At 32.7% G+C, this 24,617-nt stretch carries 23 protein-coding genes; 4 read left to right on the forward strand and 19 right to left on the reverse strand.

The genetic code is table 11. The features are described from left to right. From darH to flxA, 12 genes are read right to left on the reverse strand one after another with little or no spacing between them, the layout of a single operon-like run. Positions 1-999, reverse strand: a complete 999-nt coding sequence (gene darH / locus OS191_RS11515; RefSeq protein WP_267155858.1) for a BtrH-related acyltransferase DarH — start codon at positions 997-999, stop codon at positions 1-3. Further along, the gene (gene darG, locus OS191_RS11520; RefSeq protein WP_267155859.1) at positions 989-1,399 is read right to left on the reverse strand and encodes a flexirubin biosynthesis protein DarG; all 411 of its coding nucleotides are present in this window, start codon (positions 1,397-1,399) and stop codon (positions 989-991) included. The genes darH and darG overlap by 11 nt, the downstream gene beginning before the upstream one ends. 7 nt (positions 1,400-1,406) lie before the next feature. Next, complete coding sequence (locus tag OS191_RS11525) at positions 1,407-1,859, reverse strand: hotdog family protein (RefSeq protein ID WP_267155860.1); 453 nt, start codon at positions 1,857-1,859, stop codon at positions 1,407-1,409. Beyond that, positions 1,859-2,290 (reverse strand): hotdog family protein, encoded by a 432-nt coding sequence (locus tag OS191_RS11530; protein ID WP_267155861.1) that lies wholly within the window; start codon positions 2,288-2,290, stop codon positions 1,859-1,861. Before OS191_RS11530 ends, OS191_RS11525 begins: the two co-directional genes overlap by 1 nt. Position 2,291: 1 nt before the next feature. Further along, positions 2,292-3,425 carry a dialkylresorcinol biosynthesis protein DarB gene (gene darB / locus OS191_RS11535; protein ID WP_267155862.1) on the reverse strand — a complete coding sequence of 378 codons (1,134 nt, stop codon included), beginning with the start codon at positions 3,423-3,425 and terminating at the stop codon, positions 2,292-2,294. Positions 3,426-3,437: 12 nt separating this feature from the next. Beyond that, on the reverse strand, positions 3,438-4,358 hold the full coding sequence (locus OS191_RS11540; RefSeq protein WP_267155863.1) for a dialkylrecorsinol condensing enzyme DarA: 921 nt from the start codon (positions 4,356-4,358) through the stop codon (positions 3,438-3,440). A gap of 9 nt (positions 4,359-4,367) precedes the next feature. After that, a complete protein-coding gene (locus tag OS191_RS11545) occupies positions 4,368-5,249 on the reverse strand; it encodes a lysophospholipid acyltransferase family protein (RefSeq protein ID WP_267155864.1) in 882 nt (293 codons plus the stop codon). Between the two features lie 19 nt (positions 5,250-5,268). Next, positions 5,269-5,511, reverse strand: coding sequence for an acyl carrier protein (locus tag OS191_RS11550; protein ID WP_267155865.1), 243 nt, complete (start codon positions 5,509-5,511; stop codon positions 5,269-5,271). Between the two features lie 10 nt (positions 5,512-5,521). Further along, positions 5,522-6,736, reverse strand: a complete 1,215-nt coding sequence (locus OS191_RS11555; RefSeq protein ID WP_267155866.1) for a beta-ketoacyl-[acyl-carrier-protein] synthase family protein — start codon at positions 6,734-6,736, stop codon at positions 5,522-5,524. Between the two features lie 13 nt (positions 6,737-6,749). Beyond that, positions 6,750-7,481, reverse strand: a complete 732-nt coding sequence (flxB, locus tag OS191_RS11560; protein WP_267155867.1) for a flexirubin biosynthesis SDR family reductase FlxB — start codon at positions 7,479-7,481, stop codon at positions 6,750-6,752. A gap of 29 nt (positions 7,482-7,510) precedes the next feature. Further along, on the reverse strand, positions 7,511-8,638 hold the full coding sequence (locus OS191_RS11565) for a WG repeat-containing protein (RefSeq protein ID WP_267155868.1): 1,128 nt from the start codon (positions 8,636-8,638) through the stop codon (positions 7,511-7,513). Positions 8,639-8,654: 16 nt separating this feature from the next. Next, a complete protein-coding gene (flxA, locus tag OS191_RS11570) occupies positions 8,655-10,181 on the reverse strand; it encodes a flexirubin biosynthesis tyrosine ammonia-lyase FlxA (RefSeq protein WP_267155869.1) in 1,527 nt (508 codons plus the stop codon). 108 nt (positions 10,182-10,289) lie between these two features. Between flxA and OS191_RS11575 the strand changes: the two genes are divergently transcribed. Next, complete coding sequence (locus OS191_RS11575) at positions 10,290-11,540, forward strand: NAD(P)/FAD-dependent oxidoreductase (RefSeq protein ID WP_267155870.1); 1,251 nt, start codon at positions 10,290-10,292, stop codon at positions 11,538-11,540. 30 nt (positions 11,541-11,570) lie between these two features. Here OS191_RS11575 and OS191_RS11580 read toward each other — a convergent pair whose 3' ends face one another. The 3 genes from OS191_RS11580 to OS191_RS11590 form a co-directional block, all read right to left on the reverse strand. After that, positions 11,571-12,173, reverse strand: a complete 603-nt coding sequence (locus tag OS191_RS11580; protein ID WP_267155871.1) for a hypothetical protein — start codon at positions 12,171-12,173, stop codon at positions 11,571-11,573. Positions 12,174-12,259: 86 nt separating this feature from the next. Further along, the gene (locus OS191_RS11585) at positions 12,260-13,927 is read right to left on the reverse strand and encodes a hypothetical protein (protein WP_267155872.1); all 1,668 of its coding nucleotides are present in this window, start codon (positions 13,925-13,927) and stop codon (positions 12,260-12,262) included. A gap of 269 nt (positions 13,928-14,196) precedes the next feature. Then, positions 14,197-15,156 (reverse strand): NAD-dependent epimerase/dehydratase family protein, encoded by a 960-nt coding sequence (locus OS191_RS11590; protein ID WP_267155873.1) that lies wholly within the window; start codon positions 15,154-15,156, stop codon positions 14,197-14,199. A 154-nt stretch (positions 15,157-15,310) separates the two neighbouring features. Between OS191_RS11590 and OS191_RS11595 the strand changes: the two genes are divergently transcribed. Both OS191_RS11595 and OS191_RS11600 read left to right on the forward strand, forming a co-directional pair. Next, positions 15,311-15,814, forward strand: a complete 504-nt coding sequence (locus tag OS191_RS11595) for a hypothetical protein (protein WP_267155874.1) — start codon at positions 15,311-15,313, stop codon at positions 15,812-15,814. 90 nt (positions 15,815-15,904) lie between these two features. After that, positions 15,905-18,004 (forward strand): M13 family metallopeptidase, encoded by a 2,100-nt coding sequence (locus tag OS191_RS11600; protein ID WP_267155875.1) that lies wholly within the window; start codon positions 15,905-15,907, stop codon positions 18,002-18,004. A 324-nt stretch (positions 18,005-18,328) separates the two neighbouring features. Here OS191_RS11600 and OS191_RS11605 read toward each other — a convergent pair whose 3' ends face one another. Further along, positions 18,329-19,027 (reverse strand): tetratricopeptide repeat protein, encoded by a 699-nt coding sequence (locus OS191_RS11605; RefSeq protein ID WP_267155876.1) that lies wholly within the window; start codon positions 19,025-19,027, stop codon positions 18,329-18,331. A 94-nt stretch (positions 19,028-19,121) separates the two neighbouring features. Next, positions 19,122-21,419, reverse strand: a complete 2,298-nt coding sequence (locus OS191_RS11610; RefSeq protein ID WP_267155877.1) for a M28 family peptidase — start codon at positions 21,417-21,419, stop codon at positions 19,122-19,124. Between the two features lie 113 nt (positions 21,420-21,532). On the opposite strand from OS191_RS11610, the gene OS191_RS11615 reads away from it, so the two are divergent. Then, positions 21,533-22,000 carry a CBS domain-containing protein gene (locus tag OS191_RS11615; protein ID WP_267155878.1) on the forward strand — a complete coding sequence of 156 codons (468 nt, stop codon included), beginning with the start codon at positions 21,533-21,535 and terminating at the stop codon, positions 21,998-22,000. A gap of 2 nt (positions 22,001-22,002) precedes the next feature. Here the strand turns inward: OS191_RS11615 and nadB are convergent, their stop codons facing one another. Both nadB and nadA read right to left on the reverse strand, forming a co-directional pair. After that, positions 22,003-23,550: an L-aspartate oxidase gene (gene nadB, locus OS191_RS11620; RefSeq protein WP_267155879.1), complete on the reverse strand. Its 1,548-nt coding sequence runs from the start codon at positions 23,548-23,550 to the stop codon at positions 22,003-22,005. Between the two features lie 3 nt (positions 23,551-23,553). Further along, positions 23,554-24,480: a quinolinate synthase NadA gene (gene nadA / locus OS191_RS11625; protein ID WP_267155880.1), complete on the reverse strand. Its 927-nt coding sequence runs from the start codon at positions 24,478-24,480 to the stop codon at positions 23,554-23,556. Between the last annotated feature and the right edge of the window lie 137 nt (positions 24,481-24,617).

The raw sequence follows: 24,617 nt of genomic DNA on the forward strand, positions 1-24,617 counted from the left end.
TTATTTTATAGCTTTCTTTAATTTTTTAAAGAATACTTCTTCTTTATCTGCAATAACTTCTAATTGTGTGGCCACGTTATTATATGCATCTTCTTTGGCACTTCTGTTTTTATAAATTCTAGAAGCATCTACGGCAAAATCTCGCCATAAATCGCCAATAGCAGTCATTTCTTTAGAGAGTTCAGAAAGGGCAGGTTTATTTATAATTGTACTAGACTCTTGTAAGAAAGCAGCAAAAATATATCTAAAACCACCTCCGCCAGTTCCAATCTCTTCCTGCATTCTAACAATTTGTCCTAAATAATGATTGGCTTTTTTAATACCTTTCTTTTTGGGCCATTTTCTAATAAGTCTGGCTGTATGTCTAATTCCTTTTACACCTAAAACAGGAATTGGAGCCAACATATCTTTGCAGGTGTGTTTAATGCCTTTTACAATGGCTTTCTCTAAATCTAATTCTTTAGGAAAGTGAACGGGATAATATATATGTCCTTTTGGCGCAAAAGCTCCTTTTGCAAAACGTACTTTTTCTAATTGTTTATCGTTTAGCGTTGTTACAGTTTCCATAACAGGATCGCTAATTAAATAGGTGTCGTCTTCTTTTCCGTAAACCACTAAATTATGCGCATTAAAATGAAATCGATATTCATCTGGGAAATAAACTAAATTATAAACACCAACTTGAAGTCCAACGGGGTTACTATTCTTTAAGTTTTCGTCTAATCTTAGTTTTGCCTGTTGTGGATTTTTAAACTTTTCACGCTTAATTTTTATGCCAACACGTTTGGCAAAACGCTTAAAGATTATTCCAGGTAATGCTCTATACGTAAAAGCAGGAGCATGGTTGACCATTAAAAATGGAATGTAGCAAAATAGTAAACCAGAACCAATACCAAAAGCCAAGGGTTCGCTTATATTATAGCCATGATGCTTCATTAAATTAGAAATCACACCGTTTTCGCAATGTGCAGATTGATGATGTGTAAATTCAATTTTCATGAAGGGTGATATTTTTTAATTGTTCGAGACTTATGTCGAACGTATCCGCATATTTCTGTAAGATATTGTTGGATAATGTATTGAATACTCTTGGTTTGAAATGCCTTTTTACTCGCCATTTCCATAGTCCGACGTAACTAGCTAAAATTGCAAGATCCATTTTATGCAGCTCCATATAATATTCAATAGGACTTGTTTGATTACTTAGAACACGCTTTTTAGCATCTTCAACCCGTTCGTTAATATCTTCAATAGCTTTGTTTAGGGCAATGGTTTTTGGATCCCAACCAGAACTATTAACGGTTGTATATTCGCCATTTTCATCTACAGCATAGCACAATTCTTTAAAATTGGCAGTCTCTAAATTACTTTTATCTTGTGGGACTTCATCTTTTTTCATGTCGAATTTATTTCAGTTCCTGAATCACCAAATTTATTTCACAAGATAATAATTCTTTACCGTTTTCAGAGATAAAACAATCAATAGCACACATGGTAAATTGGTCTGTATTAAGACGTGATTTTATATAGGCTTTAGTTGTTATGGTCGCTCCAACTTCTGCACAAGAATTAATTGTTATTTTTTTAATAGCGCTAATAAAACCAATTAGTTTTGTAGATGTACCCTCTAAATCTCCTTCGTCGAAATAACTTTTTCCAACTATAGACGAACAGGTTTGTGCAGCATTTTCTATCATTCCAGCTTCGTTAAAAACACCTTGATCGTTAAAAATACATTCAGGTTTTATGGTGAAGGAAGTTGAAACATGTTCATCGTCAATAGTCAATACATGATCCACCATTAAAAAAGGAGGTCTATGAGGCAGAAATTTCTTTATGTCTAATTCGTGAAAATTCATTAGTTAGCAATAACAGTTTTCATTTCGCCAGAGGCTATTTCTTCATTAGATGCATTAAATACTTTTACAGCAACCATGGTAACGCCATTAAACTCATGTAAAATATCTACTTTGGTCGTAATGATATCGTTTAGTTTAGGTAGTTTTAAAATTTCAACCTTTTTTATAGAACCAATATAACCTGTCGGAGGGATTTCATTTTTAAGAAAAAAATCGTAACCTGTGTGTAAAGCCACAGTTTGTGCCATGTTTTCTATAAGCCCAGATTCTAATAAGGTATTGTTTTTTAAAAGCAGATTGTTTTCTGATACCTTAAATGAAGATACTACTTTGTTTTCAGAGAAATCTAATAAACAATCTACCATTACAAAAGGTGATTTTTGTGGAATGAGATGAGAAATATCTGTAATTGGCAACTGTTGTTGTATCATTTTAACAAACGGTTAAAAGCGAATATGAATATGCAAAACGCGCACTTTCAGGAACAGAAAGTAAGATTTTATCTCCTTTTTTTAGTTTTCCTGACTCTTTTAATTCTTCTAACATGATGTAGATAGAAGCTGCTCCAACATTTCCAACATTGGTTAAATTTATAAACCAGTTTTCCCAAGGAATTTCTACGCCTTGTTTTACCATTTCTTCATATAGTTTTTCTTTAAAGTAATATGAGGAAATATGAGGCAAATAATAGTTTATGTCTTCAGGTTTTACTCCGTGTTTTTCGATGGCCATTTTTAAGCTATCAACACCTTTTACAAGTATATTTTCGCCTAAAAGTTTAACATCTTGTTTCATGGCGAAAAGTGATTTTTTACTCCATTCTTCTGATGGGTATTCGCTCCATGGTTTTAAAAAGCCAGAGTCTAATTTGTCTGCTCCGGCGTACATACAAGCGTCTAATTCGTAAGCATAAGAGTAGCCTTCCATCCATTCAATCTTAAGAGGAAGATCTCCGTTAGGTTTGTTTTCTAGTAAGAAAGCTCCAGCCCCATCCGAAAGCATCCAACGTAAAAAGTCTTTATTAAAAGCTAATATTGGATTGTCTTCAAGAGTATTTAAGTGTTTTAACTCGTCTTCAAATGTATCCGATTTCATCCAGGAAGACGTACGTTCAGAACCTGTGCAAACAGCATTATTTGTTTGTCCAGATTTGACGGCTAAGAATCCGTATTTTAAAGCGTTCATTCCAGAACAACACGCTCCAGAAGGTGAATTTATTTCAGTATTTCCATTTTTTAAGAAACCATGAACCATGGCTGCATGAGATGGCAGGATTTGATCTGGACTTGATGTTCCACATGATAATAACTCAATATCATCTGGTTTTAAGTTGTCGTCGTATAGTTTTACAACGGCTTCTTTTGTTAATTGTGCATTGTTATGAGTAATGTTACCATCATCATCAATAGCATAATATCTAGTTTTTATTTGATTATTGCGTAAAACGATACGTCTTCCCTTTGAGGCTTTCCCATCGATTATTCCTAATTTATCCTCCATTTCGTCGTTACTAATAGGACGATTAGGTAAAAACTTTGATATTTTAGTAATATAAACTTCCTTCATTTTTTACACCTTCTATTTTAATGCCACAGATGAATAATATGCTTTTTGCTTTTTCAGTCTTCCGTACATGGGCAAATAAGTCAACAAAAATAAGATAAATACAATTGGAGCCATAACCCATATAGCAAATAAAAGATAATAATTAAACATATTAACGAATAACTGTCGTTTTGTGCTATTTTTTTCGCCTTTAGAACGAATTAGACTTGCCCATTTTGAGAATATAATATTAGCACGTTTATCTACCGTTATTAAAAACGGTTTTATTTTTAAGGCATTTGCTGCTAATAAATCTTGTTGTAAGGTAGTGTAATTATTTATTAAAAGATGCTTTTTTATGATTGGACCAAACCTTACGGAGGCATCAATATCTTTTTGGGCAATTCCTGGTTTAGGGAAGATACCTAAAAAACGTTCTTTTTTTCCAGAGAACATCCATTGGGCAATGGTTATTACGCTAATATGATTGATATGTCTATCTGCCAATACAATGTTTCCAACTAAATTAGCTTGGAGTTCCTGAAGTCTTTTCTTCATTTTTTCCTGAGCCATAATCCACATATTTCTGCAACCAATTACTGTTACTACAGGAGTGTTGGCAAACAGTTTTTTTGCATCAGGAGAATGTAAAAAAGAAGTGGTTGGCAAAGATGGGGTTAAGTACCATATTGAAAAACCAAATATTATTAAGTCGTATTTTTTATTGAGAGTGTTTTTAGGAACAGGTTTAGTTTTTTCTGGAATTTGAAGGAATGTTTCAGGAAATACGCCGTAAAACTGTTTTTTATTCCAAGGAAAAGGAAAGGGGGTTTCCATTTCAATATTAAGAAATGTCAGGTTTGTTTCGTCCGTTTTAAATGGCGAGACGATGTTATTTATAATGTCTGTTAATTGTCCAGATTGAGAGTAATGTATAACTAAAACTTCTTTCATTTGATGTTATTATTTTAGGGCATTCCAAAAATCGAAATAATTAAACCATTGTAAAGGGTGTTTCTTAAGCATCCAAGTAACACTCTCTGTATATTCTTTTAATAAACCTTGAGCATCTCGATGTTTTGCTTCAGATTTTCTAGCATATAAATGATAATGCTTATTAGTTTCTTTCATAACATAAACAAACAATACAGGTACATTAAGTCTGGAAGCTAGCATAAAAGGACCTGCTGGAAATTTGGCTTCCTTACCTAGAAGTTCTTCGGTTAAGAACTTGGAACCTTTAAAATAGCGATCTCCTGTTATACAAACAATTTCGTTTCTTGCTAAAGCGGCATTGACTTCAAAAATATGCGAAAGATCATCTTTTATAATTATTAAGTTGATATTAGATTTCTTTTTTACACTATCTAGATACGCTTTAATGTTGGTATGTTCTATGTCTGTGGTAAGAAGGCTGATGGATGCATTTTCTTCAAGTTCGCCAAAAAAATATTCAGAAATTTCAAAATTCCCAACATGAGCACTTATTAAAATGCCTCCTTTTTTTTGCTTTAGAGTGTCAGTTATTAAATGAACCCCATCTGACTCGTATGTGAATTTATGACTTAGGTTTGAAGAAATAGCAATTTTATCTAGAATGGTTTGTCCAAAAACATAATAGCTTTTAAAGATATTAATAAGACTTTTAGTTTTAGAATACTTTAAACGATGTCTTAAATAGTAATAAATGGATTTGTTACTATCTTTAGAAAACAAGCAGAAATAAGTAGCTACAAAATACAATATAAAATAGGCAGCATCCATTCCAACCTTCTTCATAAAAAACACGAAGATTTTATATCCTAGAACGGTTCCTTTGGATTTACCTTGCCATTCTGCAGCCATATATTGTAAGGTCTAGTATTTAGACCAATTTATTCTCAATAAGCGTATAGAAATCACTTAAGGATTTTACATTTACAAAATCTTCACCCACTAATTTAACCCCAAAATTAGATTCTACTGCAACCACAAGATCTACAAAATCTAAACTATCTAACTCTAGCGTTTCTTTTAAATTAGCTTCTGGCGATATATCTTCACTTTCAACTTCAAACTCGTCGATAAGAAAGTCGTTTATTTTTTCAATAATAACCTCTTTATTCATTACCACACTATTATTTTTTAATTATTAAGGCTGAATTTGTCCCTCCAAATCCAAATGAATTCGACAAAAATACATCAAATTTTTTATTTAACGTTTTGTTAACTAAATTTAATTTTGATGCTGCCTCATCTGGAGCTTCTAAATTAATATTTGGTGCAATAAAATTGTTTTGCATCATAAGAACGGAGTATAAAACTTCGCTTGCGCCAGCCATCCAACACTCATGTCCAGTCATGGATTTGGTAGAGCTTACATAAGGTCCGTTTTCTCCAAAAACCTCAAAAATAGCTTTGGCTTCATTGGCGTCTCCAACAGGTGTGGAAGTAGCATGAGCATTAACATATTCTATATCGGAAGCATTTAGTTCGGCTTGTTTAATTGCCATTTTCATAGCTCTTGCAGGACCATCTACATTAGGTGTTGAAATATGGTCTCCATTAGAAGAAAACCCATAACCCAAAACTTCTCCATAAATAGTTGCGCCTCTTGCCACAGCAGACTCATAAGTTTCAAGAATTAGAGTGGCTGCTCCGCCACTTGGTACCAAACCATCTCTATTTATATCGAAAGGGCGTGAAGCTTGATGCGGATTTTCAATATTTGTAGAAAATACACCTAAGCCATCAAAACTTCCCATGGCTAATTTGTTTATTTCTTGAGCTCCTCCACATATTACATAATCTTGTAATCCACTTTTAATTAACTGGTAAGCCATTCCAATAGAATGAGATCCACTAGCACAGGCAGCGCTTATAGTAAAATTGATGCCTTTTAATTTAAAAATGGTTGAAAGATTCATGGTAACTGAAGAATTCATGCCTCTAAAAATTGCTCCGGAACCAACCAAAGTAGTATCTTTTTTATCTCTAATAATATCGTTAGATTCTATGATAGATTTAGCTGTACTATCATTTCCATATAAGATTCCAAACTCGTGAGTGTCTAAAAATTCCTGAGAAATATTAGCATTCTTTAGAGCTTCTAATGTGGCGATGTAGGCATATTCACCTTCTTCTCCAAGACTAATACGTTGTCTTCTAGAAAGTAATTTTTTTAAATTAGGCGATTTAACAATACCTGTTAAAGGTGAACGGTAACCGTATTCTACACGCTCGGGATCTATAGCTATACCTGATTTGCCTTTGTATAAAGATTCTTTTACTTCTTCTAAATTTTCTCCAATACAAGAATAAATTCCCATTCCTGATATCACAACTCTCCTCATCCTCTAATGTAATTTACGAATAAATTCCTCCATTGATATTAATAACTTCGCCGGTAATATATGAAGCTTTTTTTGAAGCTAAAAACGACACAGCATAAGCTACTTCTTCTGGTTCCCCAAATCTGTTGATTGGGATTAAGTTTTTTAATTCGGCTTCATTTAGCTCGGCAGTCATATCCGATTTAATAAAACCTGGTGCTACGGCGTTAACCGTTATTTTACGTTTTGCAACCTCTTGAGCTAAAGCTTTTGTTGCAGCAACCAAAGCGCCTTTTGCAGCTGAATAATTTGTTTGACCTGCTGTCCCTTTTACACCAGAAACTGAAGCCACATTTATGATACGACCATATCTGTTACGTAACATCTTTTGAATAAGATGGTTGGTAACGTTGAAAAATCCATTTAATGATGTATTAATAACGTCCTGCCAATCGCTTTGAGGCATCCACATAAATAGACCATCCTTGGTAATTCCAGCATTATTTACAATTACTTCAATGGTGGCATCTTTGTTATTATCTTGCCAAGTATCAAGTACTGATTTAACTTGATCGGCATCTGAAACATTAAATTGAAGAATGTCTCCTGTGTTTCCTTCAGCTTTAACATCTTCTAATGTTTCAAGAGCTGCAGCTTTGTTATTGTTATAATTTATTAATATATGGTAGTCTGTATCTTTGGCTAGTTGTTTGCAAATAGCTTTCCCAATCCCTCTAGAACCACCTGTTATTAGGGCACATTTCATGCGTTTATTTTTTTATGTTAATCTAGATATTAATTAAATAATTCTAAATTATCGAACCACAAGTCTTTAAGAGCTTCGCCTTTGGTATTAATATAAGTCCAAGACTTCTTTTCTTTCACTCTTGCTAAACCATCTTTAAATCCTTTAAGATTATTTTTTTGAAAGATTGAAAATCCTCCAGCAGTTATGTCGTATTTTTCTTCGATAACCAATTGTCCTTCGGTATTTATGAAACCCCATGATTTTGAAGATTTTACAGGCGCTAACCCATCTTCGCTAAATATTTCAGCATCTTTATACTGAAACATTATTATAACGTCTCCTTTGGTATTAATATAACCCCATTTTTTATCTTTCATTACAGGAGCTAATCCATTAATAAAAGCCCGAGCTTTATCGTAAGTAGGTTCTATAATCCATTCTCCATTTTTATTGATATAGCCCATTTTGTCTCCTTTCTTGGCATAAGTATATTCAGAATTATTAGAAAAATCCCAAATCTTTTCTGCTCCAGAAACAATTTTAAACTCCTTGTTAATAATAAGGCCATGGCTATCACCAAGTTGTGCGACTATATTTCCATCGTAATAATTACTAACTCCGTCGTATTCTGTTTTTACTAAATAGTTTCCAGAAGGATCGATTAATCCCCATTTTTCATTCTCCAGAACTTTGGCATAACCATTTTCAAAGTTGAAAACTTTTTTAAATTTTGTTGGAACAACAACTTCACCTTTAGTATTAATAAAACCAACTTGATCTTCTTGTCTTATTATGGCAAAGCCATTCTTAAAATCGTATAATTTTTCCGTTGAAACATTTGTAAGAGTAGGCTCTCCTTTGGTATTAATATAAAACCACTCTTTGTCTTTTAAAACAACAGCAATACCAGAGTTAAATTCTTTGGTTTTATCGAAAGCAGGTTGAATGACCCATTCGCCTTTACGGTTTATAAAACCCCAGGTTTTTCCATCGTTAGAAGCTTCAGCTAAATCTTCCGAGAAATTTTTAGCTACTTTAAATTTGGGTTCTATTTGCCAGTCTCCTGTTTTAGTTATATATCCGTATTTACCACTTTGATTAGCAAGAGCTAATTCCTGAGCGTGAATATTTATGCTTAAAAAAAGCAGTCCGAATAATAGTAATTTAGTTTTCATAATTTATAATTTGATTTTATGTTTTATTGTTAATGATATAATCTTTAACAAGGTTAACATAAGGATACATAATAACGTCTTCTGTAAAGATAGGAACTAAATTTCTAATTTCATCGTACATTTTTTTAGTTTTTGAAGAGACTTTGTCTTGAACTTGAAGATACTCAATTGCTTGTACAATGGTGATTAGTTCAATAGCCAAAACTTCATAGGCATTTTCAATGACTTTTTTAGTAATCAGGGCAGCATTTGTTCCCATACTAACAATATCTTGATTGTCGTTATTGTTAGGAATACTGTGTATATACATTGGGTTGGAAAGTGTCTGATTTTCAGCAGTTGTAGAAGTAGCCGTAAATTGAACGCCTTGCATTCCAAAGTTTAAACCTAATTTCCCAAGGTTAACAAATGGTGGAAGCATATTGTTAAGGCTTGAATTAAGTAAGTAGTTAAGTTGTCTTTCAGAAAGCATACTTAATTTGGTAACAACTATTTTAAGTTTGTCCATTTCTAAAGAGACATAATCTCCATGAAAATTTCCTCCATGATAGACGTGTTTTTTTTCTACATTAACTATCGGGTTGTCGTTGGCAGAATTTACTTCTTCAATTAAAATATTCTCAACGTTGTTAAGGGTGTCTATTACAGGGCCTAAAATTTGTGGCACACAACGCAAAGAATAATATTCTTGAACTTTGTCTTCAAAAATAGAAACGTTATCGTTTTTAGAGTATAAATGATGCTCTCTTTTTCTGGTAAGTTGACTGTCTTTTAAATGTTCACGCATGGCTTCGGCAATGTTGCGTTGTCCAGCATGTCTTTTAGATTGATTTAATTCGTAGGAAAGATGGTCGTCGTATGCTTTTACAATTTCGTTTATGGCGGCCGATGCAGAAGTCATCCAACCCAATAATTGTCTTGAGTAAATAGCGTTTACTATTCCAATCCCTGTCATAACTGAAGTGCCATTCATTAAAGCTAAACCTTCACGTAATTCTACAGAAATAGGTTTTAAGTCTAAGGTTTTAAACACCTCTTGTGTAGCTTTTCTTTCACCTTTATAAAAAACTTCACCTTCACCAATTAATACTAGTGCCAAATGCGCTAATTGTACTAAATCTCCACTAGCACCTACACCACCATGTTCGTATATTAATGGGGTTATATCTTTATTTATTAGTTCTGTCATTAATTCGATAACAGAAACATGGACTCCAGAATTTCCTAAAGACAAGGTGTTTAACCTTGCAAGCATAGCTGCTTTCACATACATAGGAGCAATGGGTTGCCCGGTTCCAGAAGCGTGACTTCTAATTAAATTATATTGCAATTGAATACGTTCAGAATCTTTAATTTTATATTGTGCCATGGGTCCAAAACCTGTGTTAACACCATATATTACTTTATCTTCTGAGAATTTTTTTAGGAAATTAAAACTATTTTCTACAGTTTTATATACCTGATTATCAATTTGTATTTGGCTACCTTCAAAAATAACTTTATAAAAATCTTCTATTCCTAATGTCCCGTTAAATGTTAGCATCTATAATTTATTCAGTAATTTTATAATTAAAATTTTAATAACTTAAACTAAAGTAGTTATTTTGGATTGCAAATTTATAATAATTAATGAATTAATACTACAAAGACCATGAACGATATGCATGTTGATGTTTTAATCATAGGCGCAGGGCCATCTGGCTGTGTTGCAGCAGCTTACTTGAATAAACAAGGCTATAATATTAAGGTTGTTGAAAAAAGCGTGTTTCCTAGATTTGTAATAGGGGAAAGTTTATTACCCAGATGTATGGATCATTTTGATGAGGTTGACCTTTTGGACTGCTTAAAAGCTGCTAATTTTGAATTGAAACCAGGCGCTCGTTTTTTAAGAGGAGACATTGTTTGTAATTTCGATTTTGGTGATAAACATACGGAAGGTTGGGATTGGACATGGCAAGTGCCAAGAGCCGATTTTGATGATATTTTGGCCAAAGAAATAATTAAAAATGGTGTGGATGTGTCTTTCAACCATGAAGTAATTGATGTTGACATTGCTGCAGATGGTACTTCTAGAACAACGGTAAAAGATGAACATGGAAACTCTTATGCTATTCGTGCCAAGTATATTATAGATTCTAGTGGTTACGGACGTGTATTGCCAAGGTTATTAGATTTAGATAAACCTTCGGCTTTGCCAGACCATTCGTCACTTTTCACTCATGTAAAAGATGTGAACAGAGCAGAAGGTGAAGAAGGCACGCTAATTACTTTTGATGTTCTGGATAAAGATACTTGGTTTTGGGTTATTCCGTTTTCTAATGGAAATACCAGTTTGGGTTTTGTTAGTAAAACAAAATACATGGATACTTTTAAAGGTAGCACGACCGAAAGAATGCAAGAAATGTTAAAACTGTCTGATTATTATTATGATAGATTTAAAGATGTCGATTTTTTATTCGAACCAATTAATATAAAAAACTATTCAAAATCTGTAAAACATTTATATGGAAAAGGTTTTGCTTTAACAGGAAACAGTGCCGAGTTTTTAGACCCAGTATTTTCTTCGGGAGTTACTTTTGCTACAGAATCTGCTCTGCTATCTGCTAAATTGATTTCTAGGGAATTAAAAGGCGAAAAAGTGGATTGGGAAACAGATTATTCTGATTATATAAAATCTGGAGTGGCCGTTTTTGCGACCTATGTTAAGGAATGGTACACAGGAAATTTACAAACCTTGTTTTTTCACAGACCAGAAAACTTAGAAGTTAAAAGACAAATTTGTGCTGTTTTGGCTGGGTATGTTTGGGATCAAACTAATCCGTTTGTAAAAAAACACGACAGAATAGTTAAGACTTTAGCTCATTTAATAGAAATGGGAAATGAAAAAAGCGAGTCCAATTAGGCTCGCTTTTTTTAAATTTTAATGTGCTAATTACTTAGCTCTTTTGCTTATGTCTTTAGCTAGAGTTTTTGCTAATTTAGCATAAGCTTCTGAGATTCTGTAGCCAGAATCATAATCGTAACCCATGGCACCACTACCTTCAGCTTTTGTGTATTTTACCGAAAATATAACTGTGTCTGGATTGTCGTTTTTGTAAACTGAAATAACTGCATCTATTTTAGAATTTTGTCTTTTTATACCAACATTATATCCAGCATACATAAAAGTGGTATGAATTTTCATGGTGTATTCAGCGTCAGCTAAATCCTTATCCACTTTAACTTCGTCATCGTCAAAACGCTTATTAAAAGACTCAATAAACTTTGGTTCGTAACGGTCTGCTCTGTCTGCAAACCAAGATGCTTTAAACTGTTCTCCAGTTCCAGGCTCTTTTTCGTCACGTTTAGCCATTTTGTCTTTTAAAAATTCTTCTTCAGAATCGTATTTAGGAATTTCAAGGTTTGAGTAATCAAACTCTAAATTGTAAGCAGAAATGTCTTTTAAGTTTTTCCAATCTCCTTCTTCAACCTTAGATTTTTGAGAAAATACAATAGTACTGGAAAGTAAGAATGCAATAAATAATATTTTGTTCATGATTATAGTTTTAAATAATTATATGGCTAATGTAGTATAACTTAAGTTGTAATAACATACGTAGAATTACGTATTTGTATATTATTTTATTTTACACTTATTTTAACAAGAACATCCTCTTTTTTCTTTTTGTATACTTCAACGATAAATGCCGAATCGGATATTTTTATTACTCGATTTGTGGAAAATTGATGTGCATTAAAATCTTCAGTTAAATTTCGTGTGTCAAATACGCTACCTTTAGTTACTTCGCCACTAACATCATTTATTTTATAAGATGTAAAATAACCACCTTTTCCATCGCTGTGTTTATGTGGGAATTCATTTTTAGGTAATTCCATGTTTTTTACGTTGTCTAAAAACAAAAGATAATGATAGCTTGAAGTGCTTAAATAGGTATAAGACATGCCTCCTATACCTTTTTTTCCAATTTGTTTTTTAGGGATTTTATTCATCCAAGCCAAAGTCCCATCCGGATTAATTTTTGTTATTAAAATATTGTAGTAATGGTATGTATAATAAACAGATTTTTGTGTGCGATGCTCAACCATAAAATATTGTTCGCCTACCATTGTTAGACTTCCATCGTTATGGATAATTAAGTCTCTCAAGACCATGTTTTGTAATTCTGCTTCGCCTTCTTCCTCCTTGTCTTTGTTTTTTTCTTTAGCTCTATCGCTTATGTACATGTTTATTACTTCTAGAGGAATTTCTTGAGTATAGGTTTTTAAAACCTCACCTTCTTTGGATAGCTTAAAAATTACAATCCCATCAGCACTGCTTTTATTATGCTTTTTACTAATAAAATTTCCTTTTAATAATCCTTTATTATAATAGCTTGCACAAAATAATTGATTGTTTTTAGATTCAAAAAGACTTATTCCGTTTATAAAAATACCATCCAATTCTATTTTTGTTTTGGCTATGTCGCTCTGACCTTGTAATAATCTAAAAAGTTCAATATGATAGTTAGCTTGTTCGTCTCTTTTTTTCTTTTTATCTTCATTACTATCATCCTTAAAAACTTTAGAAAGTATATAACCTCTGCCCTCATTATCTACAGCAAAGTCTAATAAATCCATTCTTCTTTCTGTATAGGGCATTTTAAATTCTTTGTTCCAAATTGGAGTCATATCAGAATTATATACATTTACGCCAATAATATCATGACTTTTAGTGTCTCTTTTTACTTCAGGTTTTTTTCGGTATTGAATTAATATTTTAGTTGAATCTTCTGAAGTTAAAATATCAAATTTATCAACGGTTGCCATAGAAAAGGGGATTCCCATAACAGATACAAGCGTTAAAAAGGAACCAGCAAGTTTGCCTTCTACATCGGCAACTTGTACTGGTTCGCCAATAATTTTAGCCGTATTTACATCTATAGTTAAATAATATAAGCGTTCACGTTGCGTTTTTCTTCCTGACCAAGACGAATAAAAAAAGTAAATTTTATTCTGAAGTTGTTTCATCCCTTCTGGATGATAATTATCTGGAAGAATATCTTTCTCATCGTATTCTTTTCTAATCAATTCTTTGAGCGATTTTGTATCAAATTGTTGAATGTAGATAGATTTCTTTCTCATTTTTATGGAGACCATTTTGTCTTGATGTACAAAGTATTTTTTATAACCATCGATAACTTCGTAAGGCTCACTTACTTCATAAGAATAATCTTCTGAAGCTGTGATTTGAGAATAAGAATTAAAAGAAAAAGCTATTAAGAATAATAGAAATAAGTAATTTTTTTTCATGGGGATTTTGGTTTATTAGGGGATATGTTGGGTCTAAAAATATATAATTAGAATCATATAAATTTAAAATAAAGCACTTTTCTAAGATTGCTTATTAGGACTTGGTAAAGATGTTTAACAAAAAAAGCGAACTCAAATAAGCTCGCTAGTACGATTGTTGTTTTGTTTCTTTCTGGTTATAAGAAACTTATGTTAATTTCTTTTTTTGTGAACCACAAATATGTTCTAGTCTAAAAGCTACAATATTAAATTGCTTATAGATTAAAGGTCTAATTTTTTTGAAGTACCTTTTTTTCAAGATTGGTAAGCATTTCAGAAGTAATATCATCTAAAGAAAAGCTGTGTTCCCAATTCCAGTCCACACGAGCTTTAGAATCGTCTATGCTGTTTGGCCAAGTATCAGCAATTTTTTGTCTAAAATCTGGATTATAAGTTATTGTAAACTCTGGAAGGTGTTTTTGTATAGATTGAGTTATGTCTTTAGGAGTAAAACTTAATGCTGACAGGTTGTAGGATGATCTAATTTTTATGTTTTCAGGTTTGGCATCCATAATATCTATAGTTGCTTTAATGGCATCGTCCATAAACATCATTGGAAGCTCTGTGTCTTCAGATAAAAAACACTCGTATGTTTTTTCAGCTATGGCTTTATGGTAAATTTCAACAGCGTAATCTGTAGTGCCTCCACCAGGCATTGTTTTCCAACTTATTATTCCTGGGTAACGAATACTTCTTACGTCTACGCCGTACTGTTTATTATAATATTCGCACCAACGTTCTCCAACTTGTTTGGTCATTCCGTAGACTGTAGAAGGTTCCATAATGGTGTATTGTGGGGTCTGTTCTTTGGGTGTTGTGGGTCCAAAAACAGCAATACTTGAAGGCCAAAATAATTTTTTAATAAAACCTTCTTTGGCTAAATTTAAAACGTGAAACAAAGACTCCATATTTAAATCCCAAGCTTTCATAGGATATTTTTCTCCAGTTGCGCTCAACATGGCTGCCATTAAATATACTGTATTTATCTCGTGTTTATCTATACAAACTTTTACAGATGTGTAATCTTGAGCGTCTAAAATCTCGAAAGTTCCAGAATTTACTATATCTAGATTAGTATAACTTATATCGCTGGCAATTACATTATCTTTTCCGTGGATGCTTCTTAACTTATGTGTTAATTCGGATCCTATTTGGCCACAAGCACCAATAATTAATATTTTAGGAGTCATATTATTGAAGGTTTTATAATATTCAAAAATAACAAGATTTTTGCTGAAGACTTATAAAATTAACTTAAAAAAGCACCTTATTTATTAAACAATTGCTAAACAATAGGATGTGAAAACATGAAATCTATATATTTGCTATTCAATATAAAATTATATGAAATTAGTATTTAATTTTTTCTTGATAACTTGTTTGTTTTCATGCGGAATGGGTAATGAAGAAACAAAAGAACAAGAAGTGCCTTTGCCAACACTTTCCAAACAAGAGATTAAGAAGTTAAACTACACAGAATACTTGTTAGATTCTAAGGTTAAAGTATTAACAAAAAACTGGATTAAATATAATGAGTTAAACGGGGTTATTTTAAATATAAAACAAGCCGATTTAACGTATTTTAAAGACAATCATGAAATTCTAGAAGCTTTAATAAACGATTTAAAGCAATCCATTCCAGACAAAGTAAATTCTCCAGCCACAATGTCTAGGCTTATTGCTTTAGAAACAAAATTGTACAAACTAGAAAGTGTAGTAAATCTTTCGAACGAAAGTCCAGAAAATATCATGCTTACCATCAAAGAGGTCTTAGTCTCTTTTTCTAATTTAAATCTTCAAATGAATAAAAAGATAGAAAGAGAATCCCAAAAAATTACAAAACCTTAATTCTTAAGGTTTTGTTAATCTTTAATTCACCTAAATATATTACTCTTAATTATTAGTAAATTTCACACTTAAAAATTCAACCTAAACCCTATGAACAGAAAATTTTTAAAGCTATCGCTATATAGTGTTGTAGCTTTTGCAGGCATTGTCGCTTGTAAAGATGATTCAAAAAAAGACATGGCACAAGTAGAAGTAGAGAAAGTACCTGGAATTAATGTGGATTTCATGGATACTTCAGTGGCACCAAGTCAAGATTTTTTTAATTACGTCAATGGAACCTGGCTAAAGACAACTGAAATTCCAGATGATCAATCAGTCTGGGGAAGTTTTAATGAACTTCGTAAAAAAACAGATGCTGATGCTTTAAGTATTCTTGAAGCAGCAATGTCTGATAATAAGGATATTTCTAAAATACAGGTTTTACCTGGTTCAGACCAAGAAAAAGCTGTTTTCCTTTACCAAACAATCATGGATACTATTGGTCGTGATAAGCAAGGTATGGATCCTATAAAACCTACTTTAGCTAAGATTGATGCTATAAAAAACATTGACGACTTACAAGCCTATATGATAGAAATGGAACCTCAAGGAGGAGGTGGCCTATATGGTTTTGGAGTAGGTTCAGATCCAAAAGACTCTAATCGTAATGTCGCTTATTTAGGAGGAGGTAGTACAGGTTTGCCAGATCGTGATTACTATGTAAAAGATGATGCTGATTCTAAAGAAAAGCGTGAAAAGTACGTTAATTATATTACTGGAATGCTACAGTATTTGGGTGAAACAGAAGCTGATGCTAGTGCTGAAGCTAAACAAATTTTAGCTTTTGAAACGCGTTTAGCTGAAGCTAAAATGGATAAAGTAGATAGACGTGACGCAAGAAAACGTTATAACCCAAGATCTATAGAAGAGGTGCAGAAAATGGTGCCAGCAGTAAATTGGAGAAATTATATTGAAGGCATAGGTGTTAAAGAATTGGATACAGTTATTGTAGGCGATTTAAATTATTTCAATCGTTTGCAAGAAGTATTGGCAGACGGTGATGTAGACGACTGGAAAGCTTATTTACGTTGGAATGCTTTTAATGGCGCAGCCGGAAAACTAAGCACAGATTTAGAAACAGCAAGCTGGGAGTTTTATGGTCGTGAATTAAACGGAGCAAAAGCACAGCGTCCAAGAGATGAACGTGCCTTAGGAGCTCTAAACGGAACTATTGGTGAAGCTTTAGGGAAGCTTTATGTAGATAAAATGTTCCCACCTGAAGCAAAAGTTAAAGCCGAAAAAATGATTAGAAATGTTATTTTAGCTTTTGAACACCGTATTAATGATTTAGAATGGATGAGCCCAGAAACAAAGCAAAAAGCCATTGAAAAATTACAAGCTACATCTATAAAAATAGCGTATCCAGATAAATGGAAAGACTATTCGGATTTAGAGATCGAAAGTGTTGAAAACGGTGGGTCTTATCTTCAAAACTCATTAAATGCTCGTGCATGGAATTTTAATAAAGATATTGAAAAATTAGGCAAACCAGTTGATAAAAGCGAGTGGTATATGGCACCTCAAACAGTCAATGCTTATTTTAATCCTTCATATAATGAAATTGTATTCCCTGCAGCAATTTTACAACCCCCATTCTATAATTACCAAGCAGATGATGCTGTTAATTATGGTGGAATTGGAGCTGTAATTGGACATGAAATTTCTCATAGTTTTGACGATTCTGGCTCACGTTTCGATAAAGATGGAAACTTAAACAATTGGTGGACAGATAAAGATTTAGAGCAATTTGAAGCTTTAGGGGCACAATTAGCAGATCAATATAGTGCTATTGAAGTGTTGCCAGATGTATATATTAATGGGAAGTTTACTTTAGGAGAAAATATTGGAGATTTAGGTGGAGTACTTGCAGCGTACGATGCTTTACAATTAGACTTTAAAGAAAATGGAAGACCTGAAGACATTGATGGGTTTACTGCTGAACAACGATTTTTTATGAGTTGGGCAACTGTTTGGAGAATAAAAATGCGTGATGACGCTTTGAAAACCAGAATAAAAACAGATCCACATTCTCCTGGAATGAATCGTGCTGTACAACCTTTATTAAATGTTGATGCGTTCTATGAAGCATTTAATATTAAAGAAGGTGATAGTATGTATATCGCTCCTGAAAATAGAGTTAGAATTTGGTAACTTCCTCAGGAAGTTTTTAGAATTAAAAAGCCAACAATTATGTTGGCTTTTTTTTTGGTTTTAACTAAGAGACTTATCTATTTTATTTTAGATTAATATGGCTTTCAAGATATAGAAGTTCCTGCAGAAGATATGCTTATTTGTTTTTTTATAAAAGCTTAATCTATAAGGGTTTAGTTGCTTTATAATATATTTTGTTATCCAGTAAAAATTGTCTATTTTCATAAACGCTTTTAATTACTTTTTACTTTACAAAACATCTATTTTCGAGTGTCGAGATAGATGATTTTTTCTTTTAAATTATAATAAACTACAAACAATAAATTAATCTTTTTTCACTGGTTGCTCTTTTTGTCCTAATAAAGCAGATCTACTTACATAAGCCAAATTGAAGTTAGGAGCTATGGTAAGCGCTTGCTCAAGATATGAGACAGCGGCATCAATATTTGTTTCTTTGCTTTGGTTAAACGTGATTAAACCTTTAAGATATAAAAAACCAGCTCTTAAAGGTACTTGATAAGGTTGTTGAGATTCGTAGTAGGTTTTTTGCATGTTGTCTTCTACGTGTAATAAACCATATTCAACTTGTTTAGCAGCTTCAATTAAATTTTGATTTTGGATGTAAAGCTCTGCTAACTCATAGGTAAGTGTTACATTTTGAGTTCTCTTAAAGAGCTCTTCAAATTGTTTTATAGCCAATTTTGGTTGGCCTAAGGATTTTAAAGAAACGGCTTTAATTTCTACAGCCATGTCTGTATCAGATTCTTTAACATCAACTCCAATGGTATTTAAAGCTTGTACAAATTTACCATCATTCATGTACAAATAAGCTAAAGTGTCTTGTCTTTCAGTAGAAGGCATAAGAATATTTAAATGTGTTAATCCATTAATAATACCTTGCATGTCTCCTTGAGCCTTCATTTGTTTATAGTAAGCTTCATAATGCTTTAATAATTCTTGAGTGTTTTGTGCATTTAAGCTAAAACTCATAGCTATACATGCTAATATGATGATTTTTTTCATGTGATTATACGTGTTGTGTTTTTTTTTAGACTGCCAAAACTATAAAAAATAATGAGTTAATGTCTTAAAAACATGCTAATTGTTTACAAAAAGATTAATCAAGAACAATCGTTTTTTTAAGCATAACGGCATCATTTAAAACAAAAGGCTTCGGAATCATATTTTTCGGTCTTTCAGGAACTCTAAATAATTCGTTGTTTAAAATATCAAATGAAGATTCGTAATAAGTTAAAGAGGTTTTTTGGTTTTTAGGAACCGTAAAATTCAATACTAAGAATTTTTCATCTACCACATAATATTCAAATAATCTATTGAAATCCCTATTAGAAAACACAATACCATCTTGATTTTTTTCAATTTCAAGTCCATTCACATTAAAGGAAGTAAAGACATTTGAAGAATCGGCATAAATGTCCATTCTATGAACATGACGTTGAGGTGAAATAAATAATTTAAGATGTCTGTCTTCTCCAATTATAGTATCTTTTTGAACATCAACATAGGGTTTGTTTATAGGCTTTATATGTGCTTTTTTACTAAAATTAAAACGTGTATTGTATTTACTGCCAAAAGTGGTTTGTGAAATAGCATGGTCTGTGTCTGGAGTTTTAGTAAGATAAGCTTCGGTCCATGGGTCTAAGATGTTATCATAAGTTGCCCAAACAGCTTCATTAATATCTGTATCAAAATAATAAACAAGGCTATTTGGCTTTGGATGTTCATCATTAAAACTTGAATTTAAATGCGCCGAAATAAAGACGCTAATGGTTATTAAAAACAAGACATAAGACCATCTGTTTTTGTGCCTAAAAGATCCAAATACGGTAAGTAATAATCCAAAAATTAAAGTTACCAATACCGATGAAGCCAATAGGAGCTTTAAGCCTAACCCAACTGGGAACATTTTTATAAATGGAGACATGATGGTTAAAACCGGAAATGTTAATAACACCATTAATAGAAAATTTGGTTGTTTCTGTCTCACCAAAACAAATAAACTAATTAATCCAAAGAATACTGGAATAATGAAAAAACTCGCACCAGGAAGTTCAAATGCCACTAAGACACATATAATAATCCAAATAAAAATAGGACCAACTAATAAGCTAGCCGTGTTTTCTGGCTTATAAATTTTATGATACAGCCAAAAACAAATCCCTAAGGATAATACAGAAAACATCCAAATATAAGTGTGTCCATTATAGGTAAAACCATGAAGTATCTCAGTGTAATCTGGATAAATAGTAAGTAAAAATTTCCATCCATAAAAGCCGATAATACCATTAGTTATTAAGGCTGCAAGAAACATCAGAGTTCCTTTTCCCATCTCTTTAGCATGCAAGGTTCTTTTGCTTAATCCATAAAAAATAAGGCCTATAAAAATTAAAAAAGCTAATATTAACATGGGTGTAATCCAAGAAAATGGATAACTAATTGTTTTAAATAGTGGGACATTAAAATAGATGTTGTCTTCGTTGCTATTTAAATTGCTTAGGTCTGCATCAGAAAAATAATTCAATAAAGGCATCAAATAACTGCCTTGATGTTCTAAGGTGTTTCTGTCTAATCTTTCGTAAGAATCTAAAGCAGTATGGTAGTCGAAATGATCGTCAATAAAAGCAAAATTAAAACCATCTATATTACCATCTTCTCTAAACCGGGTTAAATCAGTGTCGTTAGGTAGCTTTTTATAAACACTGTATGCCAAAGAGTTTGCTACAGGATATTCTGGATTGGCAGCTATAAAATTTGAAATTAGTTCTTTGTTTCCGCCATTGGTTTCCATGAGCATATAACTCGGGCCTCCACTTCCACGAGCTTCAAAGTTTAAAACCAAGCCAATATCTTTTGCCCATGGATGCTTATTAACAAATAAAGAAGCACCATTTAACCCTAGTTCTTCAGCATCTGAAAATAGAATTATTAAATCGTTTTTAGGAGTTCTATTTTCATGTAAATATGCTCTTAAACCTTCAATAATAGTAACTACACCAGAACCAGCATCGCTTGCACCTAGAGATGTATGCGATTTGCTATCATAATGGGAAAGCAATAGTAATGCTTTCGAATTATCTGAACCTTTAATTCTAGCAAGAATATTTTTGGGTTTCGTAATTGTTCCCCAATCTGTTAAAATATATCCTTCCTGAATTTCAGTTTCTAAGCCTAAATTTTCTAGAGCAGTTACTAAATAATTTCTAACCCGTTCATGATCTGGACTTCCTACATAATGTGGTTTTTTTGAAATTTCCTTTAAATGAATTAACGCTCGTTGTGTAGAAAATGAATTATCTGGCGCATCGATAGTAGAAATTTTACTAGGTAATAATGCTGAAAAACTCCAATAAATAGCAGCAATAATTAGTATGATGGAAATGGCTTTTTTAAACATGGTTTATGTGATTAGTTAGTTTTTATAAAAATATAAAAATTATCTCACTTATTTTTTTTAGGATAACTCGCTAAAAACAAGTATATTTAAGATTCACTTTTAAACTAAAAACCATGGCAATAAAGAGTTTTCAAGGAGCTAGAAAGCAACAGCAAGATACATCTCAAGAGTTTCCTTTTAAGGTAAGCGATATTATGACTAAAGACCTAATTACGTTTAAACCAGAGCAATCTGTAGAGGATGTAATAGATGCTTTAATTAAATATAAAATTTCTGGAGGCCCTGTAGTTAATGATAACAATGAATTGATTGGTATGATTTCTGAAGGAGACTGTTTAAAACAAATAAGTGAAAGTAGATATTACAATATGCCTGAAGAAATTGATAATGTAGACAAACGTATGGTAAGAAACGTGGAAACCATAGATGGGAATATGAATGTACTAGATGCTGCTAATAAATTTTTAGACTCCAGAAGAAGACGTTTTCCAATTGTTGAAAATGGCAAATTAGTTGGGCAGATTAGTCAGAAAGATATTTTAAAAGCAGCCATGGACTTAAAGGGACACACCTGGAAATAAGTCTATAAATTATCTACATTAAAATATCCCCCTTTATTTTCTTTTCTTTTTAAAGATTGGCCAATAATTAAATGGGCTACATTCACCATGTTTCTTAATTCGCAAAGCGTGGTAGTAACTTTAGAAGTTTTGTAAAGTGTTTCAACTTCATTGTAAATAACATCTAAATGCAATATAGCCTTATTTAAACGGTCGTTACTTCTTACAATACCAACATAATCACGCATTAGAGCTTGCAATTCCTTTAAATTATGTTGGATTAAAACATGTTCTTTTGGAATGCTTGTACCTTCATCGTTCCAATCTGGAAGCTCTCGATTTACTTTTGAAATAGGGTTTTCGCAGTGATACTTGTAGATGTTATGTGCATAAACCAATGCTTCTAACAAAGAATTTGAAGCCAATCTGTTGGCGCCATGAAGTCCCGTTCTGCTACACTCTCCACAAGCAAATAAATTTGTAATAGATGTTTTTCCATGGGAGTCCACTTCAATACCACCACATAAATAATGTGAAGCAGGTACTACTGGAATCCAATCTTTCGCAATGTCGATGTTGTTTTCTAAACACGTTTGATAAATATTTGGAAAATGATTTTTAAAGGCTTCTACATCCAAATGCCTACAATCTAAATACACACAAGAATCGCCAGATATTTTCAGTTCGCTATCAATACTTTGCGACACAATATCTCTGGAAGCTAGTTCAGCACGTGCATCGTAATTTGGCATAAACCGTGTGCCAGATTTGGTTCTTAAATAGGCTCCAAAGCCTCTAACGGCTTCCGAAATTAAAAAAGCAGAACCTTCTTGGTTTGTATATAAAGCCGTTGGATGAAATTGAACAAATTCCATATCCTTAATTATCGCTTTAGCTCTATATGCCATAGCAATCCCATCACCTGTGGCAATCATTGGATTGGTTGTATGTCCATAGACACGACCAATGCCGCCAGCTGCCAAAACGGTACTATCTGCCTGAAGGGTTAAAATCTCTCCACTTTTCTGATTTAAAATATAAGCTCCAAAACAAGTTGTGTTTTCTGTGGTTTGATTTAATTGATGCTCCGTGATTAGATCTATGGCAAAATGATGCTCTAAAAGTGTGATGTTTTCAAGTTGATGAACACGAGCCAATAAAGCTCTCTCAATTTCATAACCTGTAATATCTTTATAATGCACCACACGATATTCGCTGTGGCCACCTTCTCTTCCTAAATCGAGATTTCCAGTTGGGTCTAGGTCAAATTGAGCACCCCAAAGCATGAGTTCTCTTAAGCGTTTGGGACCTTCGGTAATAACCATATCTACAATGGCCTTGTCACATAAACCATCACCAGAAATTAAAGTGTCTTTTATGTGTTTTTGAAAGGAATCGGTTTTATCATCCAAGACAACAGCCACGCCACCTTGAGCATATTTGGTATTGGATTCGTCTTCATTACCTTTTGTAACAATGATGACGTTTTTTTTGGGAAAAGCTTCGGCATACTTTATTGCTAAAGTTAAGCCAGCAACACCGGAACCAATAATGAGTAATTGGGTTTTCATGTTTTATTTCGACAGTTCCAACATGCGTTCAATTGGAATTAAAGCTTGTTTTCTAATAGCTTCCGGCACGTCAATTTGTGGACTTTCATTCAATAAACAATCGTATAGTTTTTGTAAGGTGTTCATTTTCATAAAAGCACATTCGCTACAGGCACAAGTGTTGTCTTCTTGTGCAGGAGCAGGAATTAAAAGAGTATTTGGGACTTCTTGTTGCATTTTATAAAGGATACCAGCTTCAGTAGCTACAATAAATTTTTCACGTGGATTTTCTTTTACATAATTAATCATTCCAGCTGTGGAACCTATATAATTGGCAGCATCTAAAATATGAGCTTCAGACTCCGGATGAGCGATAATTTTTGAGCCAGGATGTTCTTTATATAAATTTAAAAGTTTGTCTATGGAAAATGCTTCGTGTACAATACAAGCGCCTTCCCAAAGCACTAAATCACGACCAGAAACCTTGCTGATATAATGTCCTAAATTCTTATCTGGCGCAAAAATAATTGGAACTTCTTTTGGAACTGATTCTACAATTTTCAAGGCATTAGACGAGGTGCAAACAATATCACTCATTGCTTTAATTTCTGCAGAACAGTTGATATAAGTAATCACTACATGGTTTGGATGTTGTTCTTTAAAAATTTGAAATGCGTCTGGCGGACAAGAATCGGCCAAAGAACAACCAGCTTTTAAATCTGGTAAAACAACCGTTTTAGTTGGGTTTAATATTTTAGCTGTTTCAGCCATAAAATGTACCCCAGCAAATACAATGATATCGGCATCAGTTTCAGCTGCTTTCTGTGATAAGCCTAAGCTGTCACCTACATAATCTGCTACGTCTTGAATTTCTGGCACCTGATAATAGTGTGCTAAAACAACAGCATTCTTTTCTTTTTTTAAACGTAGGATCTCTTTTTTTAAGTCCAAGGTGTATAACTATTTACGAATTTAACAAGAGACGAATTTAAGATTAGTCAGCATTATAATTTATGATATTAATCATAAATTAAGTTATTGTTAAATAATATAGGATAAAAGTATCTTTTTATATCTTTGAAAAAAAA

The sequence above is a fragment of the Xanthomarina sp. F2636L genome, from assembly GCF_026410195.1.
GTDB lineage: Bacteria > Bacteroidota > Bacteroidia > Flavobacteriales > Flavobacteriaceae > Xanthomarina.